Origin of the sequence: Filimonas zeae (assembly GCF_014641615.1) — a bacterium.
GTDB classification, from domain to species: domain Bacteria; phylum Bacteroidota; class Bacteroidia; order Chitinophagales; family Chitinophagaceae; genus Filimonas; species Filimonas zeae.
Genome location: NZ_BMIB01000004.1, coordinates 273,887 through 294,929 on the forward strand (window position 1 = coordinate 273,887; position 21,043 = coordinate 294,929).

The window sequence follows — 21,043 nt, forward strand, 5'->3', positions numbered from 1 at the left end:
TCTTCGATTTTTTGTCATGAGCACTCTAAAATCCATCGATTTGCTTATGAGTTTATCTGCTTTGCTACAAGAATACCGCTGTACAAATGGCATATGGGATGAAATGTGCGATACCGGCAATATCCGGGATCATTACAATAAAGTATTTAATGCGCTGCAGAAGCTGGATGTAGGTACGCTGCAGCAAAAGGATTTGCTGGCCAGTGAACTATTTATGAACCAGGGCATCACCTTTACGGTGTACAGCGATAATGCAGGCATTGAACGCATTTTCCCTTTTGATATTATTCCCCGCATTATAACCGGTGTGGAGTGGGCGCATATTGAGGCGGGCATTAAGCAACGCCTGAAAGCACTGAATTTATTTCTGAAAGATATTTATTCAGAGCAGCTGATTTTAAAAGATAAGGTAATACCTGCCTCTTTAATTGCTTCCTGCCCGCACTATACGCGTGAGGTGTTTGGTATAAAAGTACCGTACGACATTTATGTACACATATCGGGCATTGATCTGATACGGGGCGATGACGGCCGGTTTTATATACTGGAAGACAACCTGCGCACCCCCTCCGGCGTATCGTACATGCTGGAAAACCGGGAGGTAACCAAACGCATTTTTCCGGATATGCTGGCGGCTAATAAAGTACGGCTGGTACACAACTATCCGCTGATGCTGCACCAGATACTGTTATCGCTGGCGCCTACGCAGATATCTGCTCCTACGGTGGTATTATTAACACCAGGCATTTTTAACTCTGCTTATTACGAGCATGCTTTTCTGGCCCGCCAGATGGGTATTGCCCTGGTAGAAGGCCGCGACCTGGTGGTGGACAATCATAAAGTGTACATGAAAACCACCAATGGCCTGGAACAGGTGCATGTAATTTACCGCCGTATAGATGATGAGTTTTTAGATCCGCTGGTGTTTAAGCCAGACAGTGTACTGGGCGTGCCAGGCTTAATGAGTGCTTATCGCAAAGGAAACGTGGCACTGGTGAATGCCGTAGGCAACGGGGTGGCAGATGACAAAGCGGTATATGCCTACGTACCGGATATGATTAAATATTACCTGAACGAAGAACCTATACTGCCCAATGTGCCCACTTATGAATTGAGCAACGCAGATGCACGGCAGCATGTGTTTGAGAATATTCAGAACATGGTAATAAAACGTACCAACCAATCAGGCGGTTATGGTATGGTAATGGGCAATAAAGTAAGTGAGGAAGAATGGCTGAAAGCGAAAGCTACTATAGAAGCCGACCCCAGAAGTTTTATAGCGCAACCTATTATTAAACTATCTACGGTTCCGTGTTTTATAGATGGCAAATTTCAACCCAGGCATGTTGACTTACGCCCTTATGCGCTTTGCGGCCCTAATGGAGTACAGATTGTGCCAGGTGGCTTAACCCGGGTGGCCCTGCGCGAAGGTTCGCTGGTGGTAAACTCCTCCCAGGGTGGCGGCAGTAAAGACACCTGGATTATTGACTAATTACTTTATTTAGAACCACACACAACTACCCCATACAACGCTATGCTAAGTAGAATTGCCGATTCTCTGTTCTGGATGAACCGCTATATGGAACGTGCTGATGGAATGCTCCGTTCTATAAAAGCCTGTTATATATTATCGTTAGACAAAAATACCGACGACCTGCAAAACTGGTTGCCGGTACTGGAAATATTTACAGCTGCCGATCAGCAGCAGATGCAACTGCTGGCCAATGATACAGATGCTGTACTGCAACAACTGATTGTAGACATGAGGAACGCCAACTCCCTCAAATCAATTTTAATTAAAGCGCGCGAAAACGCCCGGGGTATTCAGGACCATATTACCAAAGAAATGTGGGAGCAGGTAAACCAGATGTACCATATGGTAAACCACGCCGCCCTGCCCCAGCGTTTACAGAGCTATGGCACGCTGGAGGTGATTGACAACCTGATGCGGTACAGCCTTTTATATACGGGTGTGGTTGACAATACTATGGCCCGCGGCATGGGCTGGCATTTTATGAACCTGGGCAAATACATTGAACGTTGTTTGCAAACGATAGAAATTACCGAAAATCAGTACCAGATGATGGATTACCGGTTAAAACACAACCGGGATATTATGCAGTGGCGCTACCTGCTTTTATCGCTGGGCGGGTACGAATTGCACCTGAAACGGTACCGCACAGCCAATTATAACCAGAACGTATTGCACCAGGCGGTTATTAATCAGGACTTTCCACGCTCTATTCTGTATTCGCTGAGCCGGCTGGACAAACATTTGTGCGATGTGGTGCAGGAAAACCCTTCGGCCGAAAACAAGGCGCTGGCCCGTAGTTTTGGCAGGCTTTACAGTCACGTAAAGTATATTGAACTAGATTCGCTGGACGAAGCAACACTGAAAACGTTTTTTGCCACGGTAAGAAGCGAATTGCTGGAGTTTAGCGCCAGACTGGGACAATGCTTTTTTTCTTATGCCTAACGCAATAGTTTTATGCCGATATTCAATATACATCACATTACCCGATATGAATACGACCGACCTGTTAAAGAAAGCACCAACGAAATAAAGATTTATCCCTTTCAGTGTCCCGATCAGGAAACACTGCAACACGAGTTGCTTATTACCGGCCATCCCGAAGTACAGGTATTTCAGGATTACTGGGGTAACCGCTACGGCAGCTTTAACGTACTGCCCGTGCACCAGCAGCTGGTAATTGAAAGCAAGCTGATAGTACGCACTACTGCGCCCTCGCAGCTGCGCATTAACTTTCACGGCAGCTGGCAGCAGTTACAGGATGAAACCAACACTCAGTTGCTGCTGTTAGAACTGGCTTCTTCTGAGCCTATTGCCGCCCAGGAAAGAATAAACGAAATAGCCCGCTCTGTACAGGAAAAAGCACATAGCGTGGCTGCCACGGTAGAAGCCGCCTCGGAGTATATATTCAAGCACTTTAAATACATTAAAGGCATTACCACTATAGAAACTACGGTGGACGAGGTGCTGGAGCATCAGGCTGGCGTTTGTCAGGATTTTGCCCACCTGTTACTGAAAATACTGCGCACACTGGGCGTACCCAGCCGTTATGTAAGCGGTTATATATGCCCCAATAAAAATGGTATGCGTGGCGAAGGTGCCACCCACGCCTGGATAGAAGCCTGGATACCCCAGTATGGCTGGGCCGGTATTGACCCTACCAACAACGTATGGGTAACCAATAACCACGTTAAACTGTCTGTAGGCCGCCATTTTAACGACTGTACGCCGGTAAAAGGCACTTTTAAAGGCCCGGCCAAGCAGAAATTGTCGGTTTTTGTATCAGTAGGTTATGAAGACGGGCATGTGTTTGAAGACCTTAACAATGTAGATACCTATCAGCAGCAGACGGATAATGAAATGGCAGACAGTTTTTCCGCTCAACAATAGTATGGAAAAATTAATGCATCTTGCAACGCCTAAATACAGATGCATGAAGCGACAGGGTTTATACAGGCTAATTTCTTCTCTGGTTAATTCTTATGCCTTATTACTGGCCGTGGGCCTGGTAATGAGCTTTTTCAGCCTGTTTTCTTCAGCTACAGGAATGCTGCAGGCCTTTATATCTATCAGCACTATTTTATACGCCTGGTACGCTAACCAGTTTTTTGTACGGGTAATTGTATTGAAAGGGCCGTTTACCAGAAGAAAAAAAGACCTGTTACAGGTAAATGCCATTGTGGTAGCCATACTTTCTATTGTTGCGGTTATCTGTGCGGGCGTTTGTCTTATCTTCTTTGATCTGGTGAAACAGGTTCTTGCCCAGAAAGCAGAGCAGGACATTCCTACCAAAAGCCTGTTAATGTTACTGATACCCACTTTGGTGATAGGCCTGGTGCTGGGTATTCATGTAATCTGGACCATACGGCTGCTACGCAGGCACAAAGGCCAGATTAAGGATTCTGAAGAAGAACCCGGGTAAGCCTTCTTTCCCATATTTAACATTTCCATTTACGCCGGCAGTACTTTTTTTTCGCCCCTTTGCTAAAGATTTAAGTATTTTGCTCCTATGAATTATGCAATACCACTGGCAGAGCGGATGCGTCCGGAGCGGCTGGACGATCTTGTGGGGCAGGAACATCTTACAGGTAAAGGCAGTATTCTGCGTAATGCCATTGATAAAGGCGTTATACCTTCTATGTTATTGTGGGGCCCTCCCGGTGTAGGTAAAACTACTATTGCCAACATTGTAGCGCATACGCTACAGGTTCCATTTTATCAACTCAGTGCTATCAGCAGCGGTGTTAAAGATGTGCGGGAGGTAATTGAACAGGCCAAAGCCCAATCCCGCGCTATCCTGTTTATTGATGAAATACATCGTTTTAATAAAGGCCAGCAGGACGCCCTGCTAGGGGCCGTAGAAAAAGGCACTATTACCTTAATTGGCGCCACTACCGAAAACCCCTCTTTTGAAGTAAATGCGGCGCTGTTAAGCCGTTGCCAGGTATATGTATTAAAAGCCTTATCAGAAGAGGCGATGGTAAAGCTGCTGCACCAGGCTAAAGAGAAAGATGACTATTTACAACAATTCGATATAGAACTGAAGGAAACCAGCGCCCTGATGAACATATCAGGCGGGGATGCCCGTAAGCTATTGAACCTGTTTGAACTGGTGGTACAGGCCTCTGTTAACGATAAGAAACTGGAAATTACCGATGCCCTGGTAATGGAAATAGCGCAGCGGCGGGTGGCTTTATATGATAAAAAAGGCGAGCAGCATTACGATATCATTTCCGCCTTTATTAAAAGCATGCGTGGCAGCGACCCCAACGGTGCCGTATACTGGCTGGCGCGGATGATTGAAGGCGGTGAAGATGTAAAGTTTATTGCCCGGCGTATGCTGATATTTGCCAGCGAGGATATTGGCAATGCCAACGCCAACGCCCTGTTACTGGCTAATGCTACCTTTGATGCCGTTACCAAAATCGGTTACCCCGAATCACGGATCATTCTTTCGCAATGTGCTACTTATCTGGCATCCTCTCCTAAGAGCAATGCATCCTATGCCGCTATTGGTGCCGCCCTTTCGGCCGTGCAGCAGTTTGGCGATTTACCGGTGCCACTACATATACGAAACGCACCCACCAAACTGATGAAGAATATGGATTATGGTAAGGGCTATAAATATGCGCATTCTTTTGAAGGTAACTTTGCCGAACAGGAGTATTTACCTGATAAGCTGAGCGGCACCGCCTTTTACGACCCCGGCAAAAACCCACGGGAAGAAGAACTCCGCCGCTATTTAAAAAGCATGTGGAAAGACAAGTATAACTATTGAAACATCCATCACTTAAACCAACATCTGAATGAAAAATTACCGGGTTTACCTGGCCACCTTAGCCACCGTAATGGTACTGGCAGTTTCCTGTAAAAAAGACGATGCCGCTCCGCAGGCCAATACGGAAGTGGTGAATAAAGACGTTGCCTATGATGCTGACGCTTTGCAAAAAATGGACGTGTACCTGCCAGCCAGTCGCAGCAGCGATACCACCAAAGTAATTATACTGGTACATGGTGGCGCCTGGATGGAGGGCGACAAAAGCGACTTCGAATCTGCCGTACAGGCACTGAGGCAACAACTGCCCTCCTATGCACTTTTTAATATTAACTATCGCCTGGCAAGTATTACCGGCACCAACCTGTGGCCCGCACAGATAGACGATGTAAACAAAGCCGTTAATTTCATCATTAGCAAAAAGAACGAATACCGTGTAAATACCAGTAAGATAATTATGCTGGGCGCCAGTGCCGGCGCACATTTGTCGCTTTTACAGGCCTACCGTTTTAACGCGAATGGTAATATTAAAGCGGTAGTAGATTTGTTTGGCCCAACGGATATTGCAGATTTGTACAACAATCCTGTTAACGAAAACTACCCCTTTCTGTTACGTACCTGGCTGGGTGGCACGCCCACTACAGCAACAGCAGCTTACACCGCCGCCAGCCCCATACAACATATTACTGCTCAGGCACCGCCTACCATTATATTCCATGGCACAGCCGATGATGTGGTACCCGTTAGCCATAGCAGGGCGCTTGAAACAGCGTTAAAAGCAAAAGGTGTAACCAACAGCTATGTTGAATACAACGGACTTGGACATGGATGGTTGGGAACCGACCTATCAGATACTTATACCAGGGCCATTGCCTTTGTTGTTAAAAACGTACAATAATGAATATTGAATGCAGCCATTTTAATGAATTGACTGTAGAAAAGCTGTATGCTTTGCTTCGCCTGCGTAGTGAGGTGTTTGTGGTAGAGCAAAACTGTGTTTTTCTGGATATGGATAATAAAGACCAGCCCTGCCACCATTTACTGGTATGGGATAACGATAACCTGGTGGCTGCAGCCAGACTGGTGCCTCCGGGGGTGACCTACCATGAAATGTCTATCGGCAGAGTAGTGAGCAACCCCGCTTACCGCGGCAGCGGCGCAGGGCGCCTGTTAATGGCAGCTGCTATAGAAGAATGCTACCGGCTTTTTGGTACCGGCCCTATTAAAATAGGCGCGCAGTTATACCTGGAAAAGTTCTACGGCTCTTTTGGGTTTGAGCGGCAGGGTGAGGTATACGATGAAGATGGTATTGACCACATTAAAATGCTGAAACAATATTCATAGCAATAAAAAAGCTCCCTGCAGAGGGAGCTTTTTTATTGCTACTGGCACCTGCTACTTCAACTCCATTTTCAGGAATTTAGCAGTATGACTTTCTTTGTTCTTAATCATTTCTTCCGGGGTGCCTTCAAATAAAATACGCCCTCCACCATCACCACCTTCCGGCCCCAGATCAATAACATGATCGGCCACTTTTATCACGTCCAGGTTGTGTTCAATTACCAGTACAGAGTTACCTCTTTCAACCAGTTTATTCAACACATCCAGCAAATGCTGTATATCCTGAAAATGCAAACCAGTGGTTGGCTCGTCCAGTATATAAAAGGTTTTGCCTGTATCTTTTTTAGCCAGCTCTGTAGCCAGCTTTACACGCTGTGCTTCACCACCGCTTAAGGTTACCGCGCTCTGGCCCAGGGTAATATAGCCCAGTCCCACATCGGATAATACTTTTATTTTGCGGTAGAGATAAGGTACTGATTGGAAAAACTCGCAAGCCTCATCCACCGTCATATCCAGCACATCGCTGATAGATTTGCCTTTGTACCGTATCTCCAGCGTTTCGCGGTTGTAACGTTTACCATTACATTTTTCGCAATGCACATATACATCGGGCAAAAAGTTCATTTCAATTACCCGCATGCCGCCGCCTTCACAAACATCACAACGGCCACCTTTTACATTGAAGGAAAAACGACCGGCATTGTACCCGCGGATTTTTGCCTCCGGCACTGCGGAAAACAACGTTCTTATTTCTGTAAAAAAGCCACAGTAGGTAGCCGGGTTACTGCGCGGTGTACGGCCAATGGGCGACTGATCTATTTCAATTACTTTATCAATATGCTCCAGCCCCTTTATGCTTTTATAGGGCATAGGCGTAATGCGGCTGTTATAACAATGGCGGGATAAAATAGGATACAGCGTTTCGTTAATCAACGTGCTTTTGCCGCTGCCACTCACCCCGGTTATCAATACCAGTTTACCCAGCGGTATAGATACAGAAACATTCTTGAGGTTATTACCGGTAGCGCCTTTCAGTTCCAGGCTTTTGCCATTACCGGCGCGGCGCTCTTTAGGTACTTCAATGCCCTTTTTACCATTCAGGTACATAGCGGTATCAGAAGCAGATTGCAACACCTCCTCCGGCGTACCGGCAGATACTACCTGTCCGCCATATTTTCCGGCACGTGGACCAATATCAACCAGGTGGTCAGCCGCCATCATAATATCCTTATCATGCTCCACCACCAGTACGCTGTTACCTATATTGCGCAGGTTACGCAGCGCCTCAATAAGGCGGTGGTTATCGCGTTGGTGCAGGCCTATGGAAGGCTCATCCAATATATAAGTAATGCCCTGTAGCTGCGAGCCTATCTGTGTGGCCAATCGTATCCGTTGCGATTCGCCCCCGCTGAGTGTGCGGGAGGATCGGTTAAGGGTAAGATACGTTAACCCCACATCCAGCAGAAACTGTAAACGCTCGCGTATTTCTTTCAGGATATCTTTAGAGATCGTATTCTGTTTGTCAGACAAACGCTTTTCCACATCTGCAAACCAAACCATCAGTTTATCCAGGTTCAGATCGCTCAACTCTGAGATGTTCTTTTTATCTACCTTAAACCAGAGGCTTTCTTTTTTCAGGCGTGTACCGTTACAGGTAGGGCAGGTTTGCAGTTCCATAAACTTCTCCGCCCATTCGCGGGTAGCTTCGCTGCTGCCGGCAAACCAGCGTTTAATCATAGGAATAATGCCTTCAAACTCGCCATCGTAAGGTTCACCCGTAGCTTCATCATACGCCATCAGATCACCCGCATCGCCCGCTTCATTCCCATACAGAATAATGTTCAGGCCCTTTTCGGGTAAATCTTTAATGGGCTTATCCAGACTTATTTTATTGCGTTTGGCAATCTGCGCCACCATCCGGAACATAGAAGCTTCACGCTCCTCGCCCAGCGGTGCAATACCTCCATCGCGTATGTTTTGTGTGTTATCAGGAATAATGGCATCCATGCTGATGGAATACACATTACCCAGCCCTTTACAGGTGGGGCAGGCACCGTAGGGTGAGTTAAAAGAAAAGGCATTGGGCGAAGGTTCTTCGTAGCTGATACCGGTATCCTCACACATCAATTGTTTGGAATACTGCACCAGTATATCTTCTTTGGTACCGCCGCTTACCAGCAGAAACATCAGTTCCTTACCGGTTTTCAGCGTTTGCTGAACGCTCTGGCTCAGGCGCACCTTCATATCATCTGTTACCTGCAACCGGTCAATTACCACTTCAATATCGTGGATCTTATAACGATCTAATTGCATACGTGGGGTTATATCCAGTACTTCCCCATCTACCCGTACTTTCAGAAAGCCTTTTTTACGTATATCTTCAAACAGTTCGCGGTAATGCCCTTTACGCCCCCGTATCAAGGGTGCCAGCAGGGTTATCTTCTTACTTTTGAATTTTTTGTATATGTTATCAACAATCTCTTCCTCGCTAAACTTGGTCATTTTCTTACCCGTATTATAGCTATAGGCCTCGCCTATACGCGCGTATAACAAGCGTAAAAAATCGTATAACTCGGTAATGGTACCCACGGTAGAGCGTGGGTTTTTGTTGGTTGTTTTTTGCTCAATGGAAATAACCGGGCTCAGGCCCAGAATCTTGTCCACATCGGGCCGCTCCATATCGCCCATAAACTGGCGGGCATAGGCGCTGAAACTTTCCATGTAACGGCGCTGACCTTCATTGTAAATAGTATCAAATGCCAGAGATGATTTTCCGCTGCCGCTTACGCCGGTAAAAACCACCATTTTATTCTTGGGAATATGAATATCTATGTTCTTCAGGTTATGCTCCCGGGCCCCAAACACCTCTATAAATTCTTCCTTTTCTGCCTCTTTAACAGGTAATGCCTTTTTTGTAGCTGCCATATCACATTCTTCAGGTTTCCGAAGGTAGAACAAAGTGTGTTAGAAATTTGTTTATTACCATTGAAAGGTTTTTATGGTTAGTAATCAATATCTTACGAGTATTGCAAACAAGTATGGCATAGAAATTGGCCAGACAGTTTTCTAATCTTAAATGAAGAATATATGAAAGCCCTGAAATTATCGTTAACCGCAATGATTGGAGTTTCGTTGTTAGTATCGTCCTGCAAAACCTGGAATAATACCCAAAAGGGTGCAGCTATAGGTACGGGTGGTGGCGCTGCCGCTGGTGCAGTAATTGGTAAAGTATCTGGTAACACTGCCCTGGGTACCATTATTGGTGCTGCTGTAGGTGGTACTGCCGGTGCTATCATTGGCCGCAAAATGGACAAGCAGGCCGCTGAAATTAAAAACGAAGTGCCTACTGCAAAAGTAGAACGTGTTGAAGAAGGTATTACTGTAGAGTTTAGCAGCAAGATATTGTTTGGCTTTGACAGCTACAGCTTAACCGACGCATCCCGCGCTTCTTTAAGCCAGCTGGTAACTGTGTTAAACAAATACCCCGACACCAACGTTGAGGTACAGGGACATACTGATAACAAGGGTACTGCTGAGTACAACGAAAAGCTGAGTAACCAGCGCGCAGAATCAGTAGCCAGTTATATTAAAGCCAACGGCATTGCTTCTTCAAGAGTAAATACCAGAGGTTTTGGTTTAACAGCCCCTAAGTATTCCAATGATACAGAAGACGGTCGTGCACAAAACCGCCGTGTAGAGTTTCTGATCACTGCGAATGAAAAAATGAAGTCTGACGCCCAGAAAGGCCAGTAATAAAGCATTTTATCCGACAAAGTCCGTCATTCTATGAGAACAAAAAGGTGTACCGTTTACCGGCACACCTTTTTTATTGGGAATATTTTACAATTTATAACCTAATCTGCTCTCCATAACAATTGCTACCGGTAGCAGAAATTGCAGTATTTAACACTGCTCCAGCGCCTGCAGAATATCGTTTGCCAGATCATCTACATATTCCAGGCCTACTGACATTCTGATTAAGCCGGGTGTAATACCTACCGCCAGCTGATCTGCCGCACTCAATTTAGAGTGTGTGGTAGAAGCGGGGTGAGAAGCAATGGTACGGCTATCGCCCAGGTTAGAAGTCAGCGTAAGCAGCTTCAGCGAGTTCATAAACTTAACACCGCTTTCAAGCCCACCTTTAATTTCAAAAGTGAACAATCCACCGCCGCGGCTCATTTGCTTTTTAGCTATTTCGTAAGAAGGATGGCTGGGTAACATAGGATACTTTACCATGCTCAGCTTAGGATGCCCTTCCAGGCGTTTTGCCAGCGCTTCGGCATTATCGCAATGGCGCTGCATACGCACATCCAGTGTTTCCAGGCTCTTGGTAAGTACCCAGGCGTTGAACGGACTCATAGAAGGGCCTGTGTTGCGACAGAACAAGTAAATTTCGCGGATCATTTCCTTTTTACCCACTACAACACCACCCAGTACACGGCCCTGCCCGTCAATCCACTTGGTAGCAGAGTGAATAACCAGATCAGCACCAAATTCAATAGGGCGTTGCAGTGCTGGTGTAGCAAAGCAGTTGTCTACCACAAAAAGTATGTTATGCTTTTTAGCCAGTTTATTTACCTTTTCCATGTCTACTATATCCAGTCCGGGATTGGTAGGTGTTTCCAGATAAATCATTTTGGTATTGGGCTTAATCAGCTCTTCCCATTTGTCCTCCTCTCCTACATTGCCATAGCTATATTCAATACCCCATTTAGGAAAGTATTTGGTTAACAGTGTATGGGTAGAACCAAATACTGAAGCACAGCTGAGAATATGATCACCACTTTGTAAAAAGGTCATCATAGTACCAAAAATAGCGGCCATACCACTGGCACAGCTAAAACCAGCTTCAGCACCTTCCAGCGCCACCATTTTATCGGTAAACTCCTGCACAGTAGGGTTACTGAAGCGCGTGTAAATATTATGATCGTTTGTTTCGTTAAATGCACCGCTCATATCTTCCGCATTGTCAAAACGGAAACTGCTGGTTAAAAACAAAGGCGTGCTATGTTCCATCTCATCCGTAGTAGGCGTTTGAATACGGATGGCTTTAGTATTGAAATGATAAGACATCTTATAGTATAAAAGTGTTGTGAAATGTTGATTGTACAGAAAGCGTTATACGGTTACAGTGTTACCGTTTACCACCACTTTCCACTCCAGTTTAGCTCCGGCCAAACGCAGCGTTTCTGCCACGGAACAGTATTTATCAATAGACAGTTCTACCGCGCGGTAAGCCTTAACCTCGTCAACAGCGCCGGTTAACTCAAACACCAGTACTGCATGCTGCCACAGAGAAGGCTCTTTACCAGCTTCACGTTCTCCATCAATACTGATAGACAGATTCTGTAAATCCTGACGTTGCTTTTTCAGAATAGACACCACATCAACAGCACTGCAACCACCCAGCCCTGCCAGTAAAACCTGCATAGGTCTGAATCCATTGCCTGAGCCACCTTTATCAACCGGAATATCCATACGCAGCGTATGATTGTTAGCATCCGTTGCGGTAAATCCATAATCCCCATCTGTACGGGTTACTTGCATAGTTGGCATAACCGAAAATTTGAAATGCAAAGATAAGGCAACAGCCAATGCCAGGCTAGTGCTGCTATTGCCCCTTGTAGTGGTTGTTAAGATTATGTTAGCAGGGCTGGCTTTTCCTTATACGTCTTCCATAAAAACTCGCCGTAGAGTGTATTGGCCCAGGCAAACCAGGAGCGGGTGTAGTTATAAGCATCATCTTTATGAAAAGATTCGTGCATAAAACCTGTGCCGGCATGGCTGGCGCGAAGCATATCCAGGCACTTTTTAATTTCGCTATCGCTGGTACTGGTTAAGCCACGCATAGTAATCCCCAGCGGCCATATCATATTAACACCAACGTGCGGGCCGCCTATGCCCTCTCCTGCAATACCTTTAAAGAAATAGGGATTATTCTCTGAAAGCAGCATTTTACGGGTATTGATGTATACCGGATCAGCCATACTAACAGCGCCCAGATAAGGCAAAGAAAGCAGGCTGGGCACATTGGCATCATCCATCAGATTATAACTGCCAAAACCGTTTACTTCATAAGCATATACTTTTCCATACTGCGGGTGCTGTACAACAGCATGCTTTTTTAATGCGGCCAGCACTTCATTGGCCAGTACATCCAGCTGTGCAGAAAGCACCACATCTCTGAAAAAGGTTCTCATGATAATAGCAGCCTGTTTCAGGCTCTCTACCGCAAAAAAGTTGGAGGGTATCAGAAAAGAAAACACCGTAGCATCATCGCTGGGGCGGAAAGCGGAACAGATAAGCCCCACGGGTTTAACCGGATAACCGTAGCCTCCCGACGGCATGGTATCTGTTGATTTTTCTGTTTTGCGCTGAAACGTATAAGGACCATCAAAAAACTTCCGTTGCTGCTCTCTGAAGGTTTCAAATGTTACGCGGATACTCTGCACCCAATCTGTGGTAAAAATGCTGTCATCACCCGTTTTTTTCCAGTAATGATAAGCCAGCCGTATAGGATAACACAGGGAATCTATCTCCCACTTGCGCTCGTGTACACCAGGCAGCATCGTGGTCATATCATCTTTCCACTCACTTATCTGATTCTCATCTTTATAAAAAGCATTGGCATAGGGATCTTTCAGAATACATTTTACCTGGCGTGCTATTACTCCTGCAATCATCAGTTGCAATGGCTTATCGCCTTTTACAAACTGCAGGTAAGGCCATACCTGTGCCGTGCTATCCCGCAGCCACATGGCATCTATATCGCCGGTAATAACATACGTATCCGGCTTGCCACGCCGGTTTTCATAATGTACTGTAGTGTCCAGGGTATTGGGAAAGCAGTTTTCAAATAACCAGCGGGTTTCTTTGTCGGCCACCTTACTTTTGAACTCAGCAATAGCGGCTTCTATGTTTTTACTGTGAAAACGTCGTGAGGAAGGTGCGGTTCTTACCACGGGATAAGCGTCTGTGGTACCGGCAAAAGAAAACCTTCCGAGTGCAAGCCCAGCCCCCAGCAACCCCGTTGTTTTTAAAAACTCGCTTCTGTTCATATACGATAGTAGTGAGGCAGCAACTTACCCAATTAACCACTTATGGCAATAACAATTGGGGTTATTATTTAAGCGCCTGCTTTAAACTGCGCACCGCTTCCTCGTGTACGGCGGGGTTAAGATAGTCCCGCTCCGCCACAAAAGCAGGATTTACAAACTGCATGTGGCTTTTTACCGTGGTACGGAGAGAGGCGTGAAACTCGCGCGCTTTTGTTTTTTCCCGTATAATATCCACATTCACAGGCAAAACCCCGCTGCCCGGCATGATAATAATGCGGTTACCTGCTGCAGCCACCAGCTTTCTGATCACATCCAGCGCGTCCGTAGCTTTGGGCTGCTGACCCGAGGTGAGGATACGCGAGCAACCTGCCTCTATAATCACCTCCAGGCCTTCCAGTGCATCTCTGCATCTGTCGAAAGCCCGATGAAAAGTAACCTGCATAGGCCCGGCTGCCTGTACAGCCAGTTCCGTTCGGCGGGCATCTACCTGCCCATCTGCCTGCAAAAAGCCCACAACCACCCCATCACATCCCAGCTGACGGCAAACAGCTATATCTTCCAGCATCAGCTCAAACTCCTCCTCTGTATACAAAAAATCTCCGCCACGTGCCCGGATGATAGGAAAAAGTGTAGTAGATAATTGCTCCCGGCATTTTTTTATAAGCCCGAAGGAGGGCGTAATGCCCCCTTCAGAGAGGCCTGCACATAATTCAATTCTGTCTGCACCACCTTTTACCGCGCTTTGCGCAGTAATAAAATCAGTAACCGCTATTTCAATAATACTATTGGGCATAACCTTTATTGTAATTCAGTTTCCAAAGCTCGTAGCGTTTTTGCTGGTATTGTAAACGGCTGGAAAAATCATCCCAGTCGCGCAACTCCTTTTTACTCCACAAAACCTCACATAAAGCAGCCAGGCGTGGCAATGCCTGATACATAACAGAAGAAGGATAATGCAGATACTCCGACCACATATTCGCCTGCGCCCCCAGCACAAATTGCTCCTGCTGTGTATGCTGCAAAGCAGTGGGTACCGGCTCATAACTGTATACCTTTTGCAACGGAAGGCAGCAACCAATAGTTACCGAATCTTCCTTTTCTTTAGATAAGGCCTGCGAATAATCGAAGTATGCGAACCCCGCAGGGGTCATAATTACATCATGATTCTGCTTTGCAGCTTCTATACCCCCTTCTTCACCGCGCCAGCTCATAACAACTGCATTAGGTGCAAGTCCACCTTCCAGTATTTCATCCCACCCAATAATACTGCGTCCTTTACTGTTTACATATTTTTCAATACGCTGCACAAAATAGCTTTGCAGGCCGTGCTCATCTTTTAATCCCTTTTCCTGTATCAACTGCTGGGAGAATGCCGATTGCTTCCAGGCATCTTTAGGGCATTCATCTCCACCAATATGAATATAGCGGGCAGGAAATAAAGCCATCACCTCATCTAACACATCCTGTAGAAATTGAAAAGTGTATTCCCGTGGACAAAACACATCAGAGAAAACACCCCAGGTTTCCTGTACCTTTTTTACAGGCAATGCTTTGTTTAATGTAGAAACCGGTGGCCGCATATAAGTTGCGGAATCGGGAAAACAACTCAGCTGCGGATAAGCGGCAATAGCGGCAGAAGCATGCCCCGGCATTTCTATTTCAGGAATGATAGTTATATAGCGACTAGCTGCATAAGCAACTACCTCTTTAATCTCCTCTTGCGTATAATATCCCCCGTAATAAGTATTGGTATTGGCTGTACCGGGAAAATGCCCAATGATGGTTCCATTTCTATACCCGCCTACAGTTGTAAGAAGGGGATACTTTTTAATTTCTATTCTCCACCCCTGATCATCAGTAAGATGCCAGTGGAAATAGTTCATCTTATGCCTTGCCAGGTTATCAATGTACTTCTTAACAAAAGCTACCGGAAAAAAATGCCGGGTAACATCGAGGTGCATGCCCCGGTATTGAAAACGCGGGTAATCATAAATATCGGTAAATGGCACCCGCAGGACAGTACTTTGCTGAACAGGAAGCAGTTGAATTAAAGTTTGTATGCCATAAAATACACCTTCTTTATCTCTGCCTGTGATGCTGACTCCCTTGCCATCCACGTGTAGTGTGTAGGCACCCGCTGGCGCCCCCTTCTCAGGCTCAATAGATAGCAATACGCGACCTTCTCCCGCTCCTTTTTCAACTACTATGTTTACCTGTAAAACCTCTTTCAGATATTCCTGCAGATAAGCGGCACTTTGCTGCAGACTGTCGTTTGTAAAAACAACAGTAGCACCGGCAGTTATTTCAAGGCTACCGCCAGAGACAGGCATATTTACCTGCACCGGCCGGGGAATAATAGACGGCTGCGCAAACGATACCTGTATTGTAAACAGAGAAAAAACCAAAACTTTATATAGATGATTCATAGTGCAAACTGATCAGGTTAAAAATATTAATTCGCCCCGCCCGGTATATCTTTTGGCAAAACACCCCATGTGGCAGAAGGCGTACTACCCATTACAAACACCAGCTCTCCACCCTTTACAATATCTGCATGCCTGATAAAAGAGGCGGTGTAAGGCTTTCCGTTTAAAGTTGCTTTTTGAATATATCTGTTTTTATCGCTTACTCCTTTAGCTATTACGGTAAACCGCTTTTGCTGTGGCAGTTGTATGCTCACCTTATCAAAGAGCGGCGCACCTATTACATATTCACCACTGGCCGCATTTACCGGATAAAAACCGATAGCACTCCAGATAAACCACGCGCTCATTTGTCCGCAATCTTCATTACCGCAAAGTCCGTCTGGCTGGTTCGTATACAGGTTCCGGGTAATATACCTTACACGGTCAGCCGTTTTGGCAGGCATACCTGCATAGTTATAGAGATAGGCAATATGATGACTGGGCTCGTTGCCATGCGCATACTGCCCTATTAAGCCGCTGATATCAGGAGAAGTGTTCTGCCCTTTTATTTCAGAGCTAATAGTAAACAGAGAATCCAGTTTGGTTACAAAAGGCGTTATGCCGCCATAGGCCTGAATAAGTCCGCTTACATCCTGCGGCACAAACCAGCTGTGCTGCCAGCTGTTGCCTTCTGTAAACATAGCTTTATCCGCATCATGCTCAGAATAATACGGATCGAAAGGGGTTACCCAGCTGCCATCTGCTTTTTTAGCACGCGCAAAGCCGATGGTACTATCGAAAAGATTTTTCCAGGAGGCAGACCTTTTCATAAACATGGCATAATCATCCGGATTGCCTGCTTTTTTAGCTACCTGTGCAATACACCAATCATCAAAAGCATACTCCAGCGTAATGGTTACACTGCTGCCCATTTTATCCTGTGGCAGATAACCATACTGGCGGTACCAGTTGGTGCCGCGTATATCCTGCATAGCACTTTTTTTCATGGCTTCCAGAGCCTGCTTTGCATCTATGCCAGCAATGCCTTTGAGTACGGCATCTGCAACAATGGGAATACAGTGGTACCCCGTCATACAATTGGTTTCATTAAAATGCAAATCCCATACAGGTAGTAGCCCGTATTGCTTATAAAAATCCATGTAAGAGCGGATAATATGCGGCACTCTTTCCGGCTGAAGCAGGGTAAACAACGGACTTTCGGCACGGAACACATCCCATAAAGAACTTACGGAGTATACCGGATAATCTGCATGCGCCAGATTGCCTTTGGCATTTTTGTAATTGCCGTTAATATCATTAAACAATACAGGTGCTTCAAAGGAGTGATACAATGCTGTATAAAACACTTCCTTTAACTTGTTGTCGGAGGTAGTTACAGATACTTTGCTCAATGTACTTTCCCAGGCGGCTACCGCCTGTTCTTTTACCTTATCAAAAGTATGCCCCTTCTCTGCTGCCAGCGTAGCCAGTGCTCCTTCTTCATTGGCATAGCTTAAAGATACCTGCATCTGAACCTGCTCATTCTCCGTTGTATTAAACAGCAGGCAGGCAACAGTGGCAGCACTTTTAGCTTCGCTGGCAGCAATAGCGCGGCCATTGGTAAACAGGCGTACCTGCTTTACAGGCTTACTTACGCGGACAGCAAAAAATACACGCTGATCTTTTGCCCAGCCAGTGGAATAGCGGTAACCCACAAACGTAAAAGAATCAATCTGCTTAAAATGGGTTTCCACCGGCTTATCCCAGTTAATAGCAAAACCCAGGTTAAAACGGATCATGGCATTTTCAGCCCGGGGAAAGGTATAACGATGGTAACCGGTTCTTTCCGAAGCGGTGAGTTCCGCCTTGATGTTAAAATCATCCAGCACTACGCTGTAGTAGCCTGCACCTGCCTTTTCCCGGTCATGAGAAAAACGGCTGGTGATTTTATCAAAACCCGCAGGTTTATTTACAATGGGCAACACAGAAATATCAGCCAGATCGCCAATACCCGTGCCGCTTAAGTGGGTATGACTAAAACCGGCAATAACGCTATCACTGTAATGATAACCGCTGCACCAATCCCAGCCCTCTGTACCATTATCCGGGCTCAACTGCACCATACCAAATGGCACTGTAACGCCGGGATAGGTATGACCATGGGCAGCTGTGCCAATAAACGGGTTTACATAGCTGCTGACTTTAGCAACCTTTACCTGTGAATAACTGGTAAGTAGACTTACCACAGCTGTTGCCGTAAACAACAAGCGGCGCCGGGGTTTATTTTTCATGTGTAATAGTGTGATAAGTTTCGGTATAATTCCATCCTTCTGCAAGCAATGCAATCTCTTCCCCCTCCGGATGATAATCAATAGTAATCTTTTTTTCGGCGCCCGGCAGTACCGACACATAATTATCGCTGTAAAAAGCCGGTAAAATGCGCTTTTTAGTCTTTGCATTTACCAGCGACAGGCGGTTGAAAAAGGCTACAGGGCCACCCGAAGGGTTACGTATCACTATACGCACTTTTCCTTTTTCCGTTTCCTGGCATATAATCTCAGGCTTAGCCGCCGGCATCTGCTGCAACGCTGTATACTGGCCGTCAATGCCGGGCAGCCAGTACAAGTTATCGCTAATCAGCTGCTTATTCACATCCAGCAGTTGAAGGCTCACAAATACCCCTTCTGTATACGCTGCTTTCTTCAATGCTTCCGACAAACTGAAATAAGGTTTGGAACGATGAGCCGGTGCTTCAGAAAACACCTGGGTTACAAAGGTTTCCTTCCCGTTTTTATCAAACAATTTCGCCACCAGCATCAGATCGCGCCTGGCAGTAAAGGTGTTGTTGGTTACCATTACCATGCTGTCCACCGGATTCATCATGATATGTAGTGGCTCGCCCGCACTGCGCAAACCAAACAGGCAGGCATTGGGATCGAGATAATAATCATACATCTGCCCGCGCATGGCCGTCCATGGGTTTTGCGTTTTCCAGATAATTACGCCTGAATACCATTCCCATTCATGCGCCGTAAAACCCTCTATTAATCCCCGGTACTGATTGTAATTGACCAGCTGTGCTTTGCGTGCAAAATCAGCCACGTTTGCCGGTTTGCCATAAACATCAATAGCACCTTCATAGCTGATATACTTATGATAATCCCACACGCTATCCACCACCGATGCTCTTTTGCCTTTGTATTGAGGTGCCACCAGATTGGCCTCCGGTAAAAAACGTTGAAGAGAAGCATAATCTCCCACACCAACAGAACCTACCTCAGAGTTAAAAGGCCAGGTTTGGTCGCGCCAGAAAGTAGTAATATCCTGTATGCCATAAGGCCCGTCACCATTACCACCAATGTGGTTGTACGACATACTATCGGAGTTAGAGTAATCCACAAACCACCGTGTACCATCCAGTAACGGCATCAGCGAATCTTTCAGTGCCTGATGAATATCTTCCGGCAAGGTAATTTCATTTCCTCCGCACCAGATAGCAAGAGAAGTATAGTTGCGGAGCATCCTTATCTGATCTGCTGCCGACTGAATAAACAACGAATGATTATCCGGATACTTTCTGCGCGCCCATTGATCTTCTTTTTTCAGCGGATCCACCCAGCGGCCATTACAATCTCCCGAGCCCCAGAAATCCTGCATCACCAGCATACCATAGCGGTCGCATGCTTCATAAAACTCAGGCCGCTCGGTTAAAGCGCCTCCCCAGATACGGATGAGGTTCAGATTCATATCCCGATGATACCGCACCTCTGCATCATACCGTTTACGGGAAAACCGGAGCATAGCATCAGACACTATCCAGTTACCCCCTTTGATAAATATCTTTTGCCCGTTTACACGTATCTCCATGCTTTGCGTAGTAGTATTCCACGCATGCTGTATCTCACGCACACCAAATGTAATGGTATCCATATCCGACACACCCTTACCCGCAACAACAAACTGCAATGGCATTGTATAAAGTGGTTGTGAACCATAGGTATTGGGCCACCATAACCTGGGCTGCTCCATAGTATAATCCGGTAGCTGCACCAGCTTTGTTTCTCCCGGCGCAAGTGAAACTCTGGCCGAAACCTTACGACTATTCAATTCGTATTGCAGCGTACCATCCAACACCTTTTCTGTAGGATTATATACTTCTGCTGACACCTGCACCTTTGCCGGTGCCTGCGTCCCCTCGGGCAAACGCACACCCGGCACACGGGTAACAACATGCGGATTACGAATCTGCGCCGCACCGGTTGTTTTAATAAACACCTTATCCCATATACCCGTATTACGATCACGTACAGGCTGTATCCAATCCCACCCCGCCACATACTGATGTGTTACGTTTTTGGCGATGGTACCATCACCGCCCTGCCCGCCATTGGCATTACCCGGTTCATCTGGCGGGTATACAATTACAGCCAGTCTGTTATGCCCGTCTTTACGCATGAGCGATGTAATGTTATATTCCTGCCGCAGAAACATTCCCTTATGGGTTTCCTTATTCAATTTACTGCCGTTGAAATACACATCACATCCATAGTTTACCCCCCTGAACTGCAACCAAACCTGTTGCCCATCTACAGGATATTCCTGTTCTATATTTCTGGCAAACCAATAAGTATAATACTCCCGGCCAGTGGCATATATATCCGGGATACGCAGATTATTCATCCCGTAAAAAGGATCAGGTATCTGCCCATGTAATAGTTGGGTAGTAAGTACGGTACCCGGCACCACCGCTGTTAGCCAGTTACTGATATTATAGCTGCTTACTGACAGAACAGTGCCTTCCTCTTTCACCTCCCGCGCCGGGGCACACTTCCACTCATCTGCCAATTCCCGCAAATGCTGAGCATTGGCCCCGTATAAGCTCACAAGCAACAACACCCATAACAACCCTGTTTTACGCATCATAACACCAGGT

16 protein-coding genes are annotated in these 21,043 nt (G+C 46.1%); 8 read left to right on the top strand and 8 right to left on the bottom strand.

Features of this window, described 5'->3' with window-relative positions:
• Positions 1–46: 46 nt before the first annotated feature.
• The 7 genes from IEY13_RS19780 (at position 47) to IEY13_RS19810 (ending at position 6,650) form a co-directional block, all read left to right on the top strand.
• Positions 47–1,492 carry a circularly permuted type 2 ATP-grasp protein gene (locus IEY13_RS19780; protein WP_188955442.1) on the top strand — a complete coding sequence of 482 codons (1,446 nt, stop codon included), beginning with the start codon at positions 47–49 and terminating at the stop codon, positions 1,490–1,492.
• 42 nt (positions 1,493–1,534) lie between these two features.
• Positions 1,535–2,476: an alpha-E domain-containing protein gene (locus IEY13_RS19785; RefSeq protein WP_188955444.1), complete on the top strand. Its 942-nt coding sequence runs from the start codon at positions 1,535–1,537 to the stop codon at positions 2,474–2,476.
• Positions 2,477–2,488: 12 nt separating this feature from the next.
• Positions 2,489–3,421, top strand: coding sequence for a transglutaminase family protein (locus tag IEY13_RS19790; RefSeq protein WP_188955446.1), 933 nt, complete (start codon positions 2,489–2,491; stop codon positions 3,419–3,421).
• Between the two features lie 43 nt (positions 3,422–3,464).
• Complete coding sequence (locus IEY13_RS19795; protein WP_188955448.1) at positions 3,465–3,953, top strand: hypothetical protein; 489 nt, start codon at positions 3,465–3,467, stop codon at positions 3,951–3,953.
• 87 nt (positions 3,954–4,040) lie between these two features.
• The gene (locus tag IEY13_RS19800; protein WP_188955450.1) at positions 4,041–5,309 is read left to right on the top strand and encodes a replication-associated recombination protein A; all 1,269 of its coding nucleotides are present in this window, start codon (positions 4,041–4,043) and stop codon (positions 5,307–5,309) included.
• Positions 5,310–5,337: 28 nt separating this feature from the next.
• Complete coding sequence (locus IEY13_RS19805) at positions 5,338–6,204, top strand: alpha/beta hydrolase (RefSeq protein ID WP_188955451.1); 867 nt, start codon at positions 5,338–5,340, stop codon at positions 6,202–6,204.
• Complete coding sequence (locus tag IEY13_RS19810; protein ID WP_188955453.1) at positions 6,204–6,650, top strand: GNAT family N-acetyltransferase; 447 nt, start codon at positions 6,204–6,206, stop codon at positions 6,648–6,650. Before IEY13_RS19805 ends, IEY13_RS19810 begins: the two co-directional genes overlap by 1 nt.
• Before the next feature lie 51 nt (positions 6,651–6,701).
• Here the strand turns inward: IEY13_RS19810 and uvrA are convergent, their stop codons facing one another.
• Positions 6,702–9,572, bottom strand: a complete 2,871-nt coding sequence (gene uvrA / locus IEY13_RS19815; protein ID WP_188955455.1) for an excinuclease ABC subunit UvrA — start codon at positions 9,570–9,572, stop codon at positions 6,702–6,704.
• A 162-nt stretch (positions 9,573–9,734) separates the two neighbouring features.
• On the opposite strand from uvrA, the gene IEY13_RS19820 reads away from it, so the two are divergent.
• Positions 9,735–10,400, top strand: coding sequence for a YiaD family glycine zipper/OmpA-like lipoprotein (locus IEY13_RS19820; RefSeq protein ID WP_188955457.1), 666 nt, complete (start codon positions 9,735–9,737; stop codon positions 10,398–10,400).
• 150 nt (positions 10,401–10,550) lie between these two features.
• On the opposite strand, the gene IEY13_RS19825 is transcribed toward IEY13_RS19820, so the two are convergent.
• From IEY13_RS19825 to IEY13_RS19855, 7 genes are all read right to left on the bottom strand, one after another.
• Positions 10,551–11,720, bottom strand: a complete 1,170-nt coding sequence (locus IEY13_RS19825) for a trans-sulfuration enzyme family protein (protein WP_188955459.1) — start codon at positions 11,718–11,720, stop codon at positions 10,551–10,553.
• Positions 11,721–11,765: 45 nt separating this feature from the next.
• Positions 11,766–12,203, bottom strand: a complete 438-nt coding sequence (locus tag IEY13_RS19830; protein ID WP_188955461.1) for an OsmC family protein — start codon at positions 12,201–12,203, stop codon at positions 11,766–11,768.
• Positions 12,204–12,286: 83 nt separating this feature from the next.
• A complete protein-coding gene (locus IEY13_RS19835; RefSeq protein WP_188955463.1) occupies positions 12,287–13,705 on the bottom strand; it encodes a glycoside hydrolase family 125 protein in 1,419 nt (472 codons plus the stop codon).
• Positions 13,706–13,769: 64 nt separating this feature from the next.
• The gene (locus IEY13_RS19840) at positions 13,770–14,498 is read right to left on the bottom strand and encodes a copper homeostasis protein CutC (protein WP_188955465.1); all 729 of its coding nucleotides are present in this window, start codon (positions 14,496–14,498) and stop codon (positions 13,770–13,772) included.
• Positions 14,488–16,131 (bottom strand): beta-N-acetylhexosaminidase, encoded by a 1,644-nt coding sequence (locus tag IEY13_RS19845; RefSeq protein ID WP_188955467.1) that lies wholly within the window; start codon positions 16,129–16,131, stop codon positions 14,488–14,490. Before IEY13_RS19845 ends, IEY13_RS19840 begins: the two co-directional genes overlap by 11 nt.
• Before the next feature lie 26 nt (positions 16,132–16,157).
• Positions 16,158–18,401: a GH92 family glycosyl hydrolase gene (locus tag IEY13_RS19850; protein ID WP_188955469.1), complete on the bottom strand. Its 2,244-nt coding sequence runs from the start codon at positions 18,399–18,401 to the stop codon at positions 16,158–16,160.
• Entirely contained in the window at positions 18,391–21,033 is a 2,643-nt protein-coding gene (locus tag IEY13_RS19855; protein ID WP_229687930.1) for a glycoside hydrolase family 2 protein, read from the bottom strand. Before IEY13_RS19855 ends, IEY13_RS19850 begins: the two co-directional genes overlap by 11 nt.
• Positions 21,034–21,043: the final 10 nt, after the last annotated feature.

Coding starts and splice junctions, on each gene's coding strand:
- IEY13_RS19810 (WP_188955453.1), top strand. CDS start 6,204: ATGAATATTGAATGCAGCCATTTTAATGAATTGACTGTAGAAAAGCTG.
- IEY13_RS19780 (WP_188955442.1), top strand. CDS start 47: ATGAGTTTATCTGCTTTGCTACAAGAATACCGCTGTACAAATGGCATA.
- IEY13_RS19795 (WP_188955448.1), top strand. CDS start 3,465: ATGAAGCGACAGGGTTTATACAGGCTAATTTCTTCTCTGGTTAATTCT.
- IEY13_RS19785 (WP_188955444.1), top strand. CDS start 1,535: ATGCTAAGTAGAATTGCCGATTCTCTGTTCTGGATGAACCGCTATATG.
- IEY13_RS19850 (WP_188955469.1), bottom strand. CDS start 18,401: ATGAAAAATAAACCCCGGCGCCGCTTGTTGTTTACGGCAACAGCTGTG.
- uvrA (WP_188955455.1), bottom strand. CDS start 9,572: ATGGCAGCTACAAAAAAGGCATTACCTGTTAAAGAGGCAGAAAAGGAA.
- IEY13_RS19805 (WP_188955451.1), top strand. CDS start 5,338: ATGAAAAATTACCGGGTTTACCTGGCCACCTTAGCCACCGTAATGGTA.
- IEY13_RS19855 (WP_229687930.1), bottom strand. CDS start 21,033: ATGATGCGTAAAACAGGGTTGTTATGGGTGTTGTTGCTTGTGAGCTTA.
- IEY13_RS19840 (WP_188955465.1), bottom strand. CDS start 14,498: ATGCCCAATAGTATTATTGAAATAGCGGTTACTGATTTTATTACTGCG.
- IEY13_RS19790 (WP_188955446.1), top strand. CDS start 2,489: ATGCCGATATTCAATATACATCACATTACCCGATATGAATACGACCGA.
- IEY13_RS19825 (WP_188955459.1), bottom strand. CDS start 11,720: ATGTCTTATCATTTCAATACTAAAGCCATCCGTATTCAAACGCCTACT.
- IEY13_RS19845 (WP_188955467.1), bottom strand. CDS start 16,131: ATGAATCATCTATATAAAGTTTTGGTTTTTTCTCTGTTTACAATACAG.
- IEY13_RS19830 (WP_188955461.1), bottom strand. CDS start 12,203: ATGCCAACTATGCAAGTAACCCGTACAGATGGGGATTATGGATTTACC.
- IEY13_RS19820 (WP_188955457.1), top strand. CDS start 9,735: ATGAAAGCCCTGAAATTATCGTTAACCGCAATGATTGGAGTTTCGTTG.
- IEY13_RS19800 (WP_188955450.1), top strand. CDS start 4,041: ATGAATTATGCAATACCACTGGCAGAGCGGATGCGTCCGGAGCGGCTG.
- IEY13_RS19835 (WP_188955463.1), bottom strand. CDS start 13,705: ATGAACAGAAGCGAGTTTTTAAAAACAACGGGGTTGCTGGGGGCTGGG.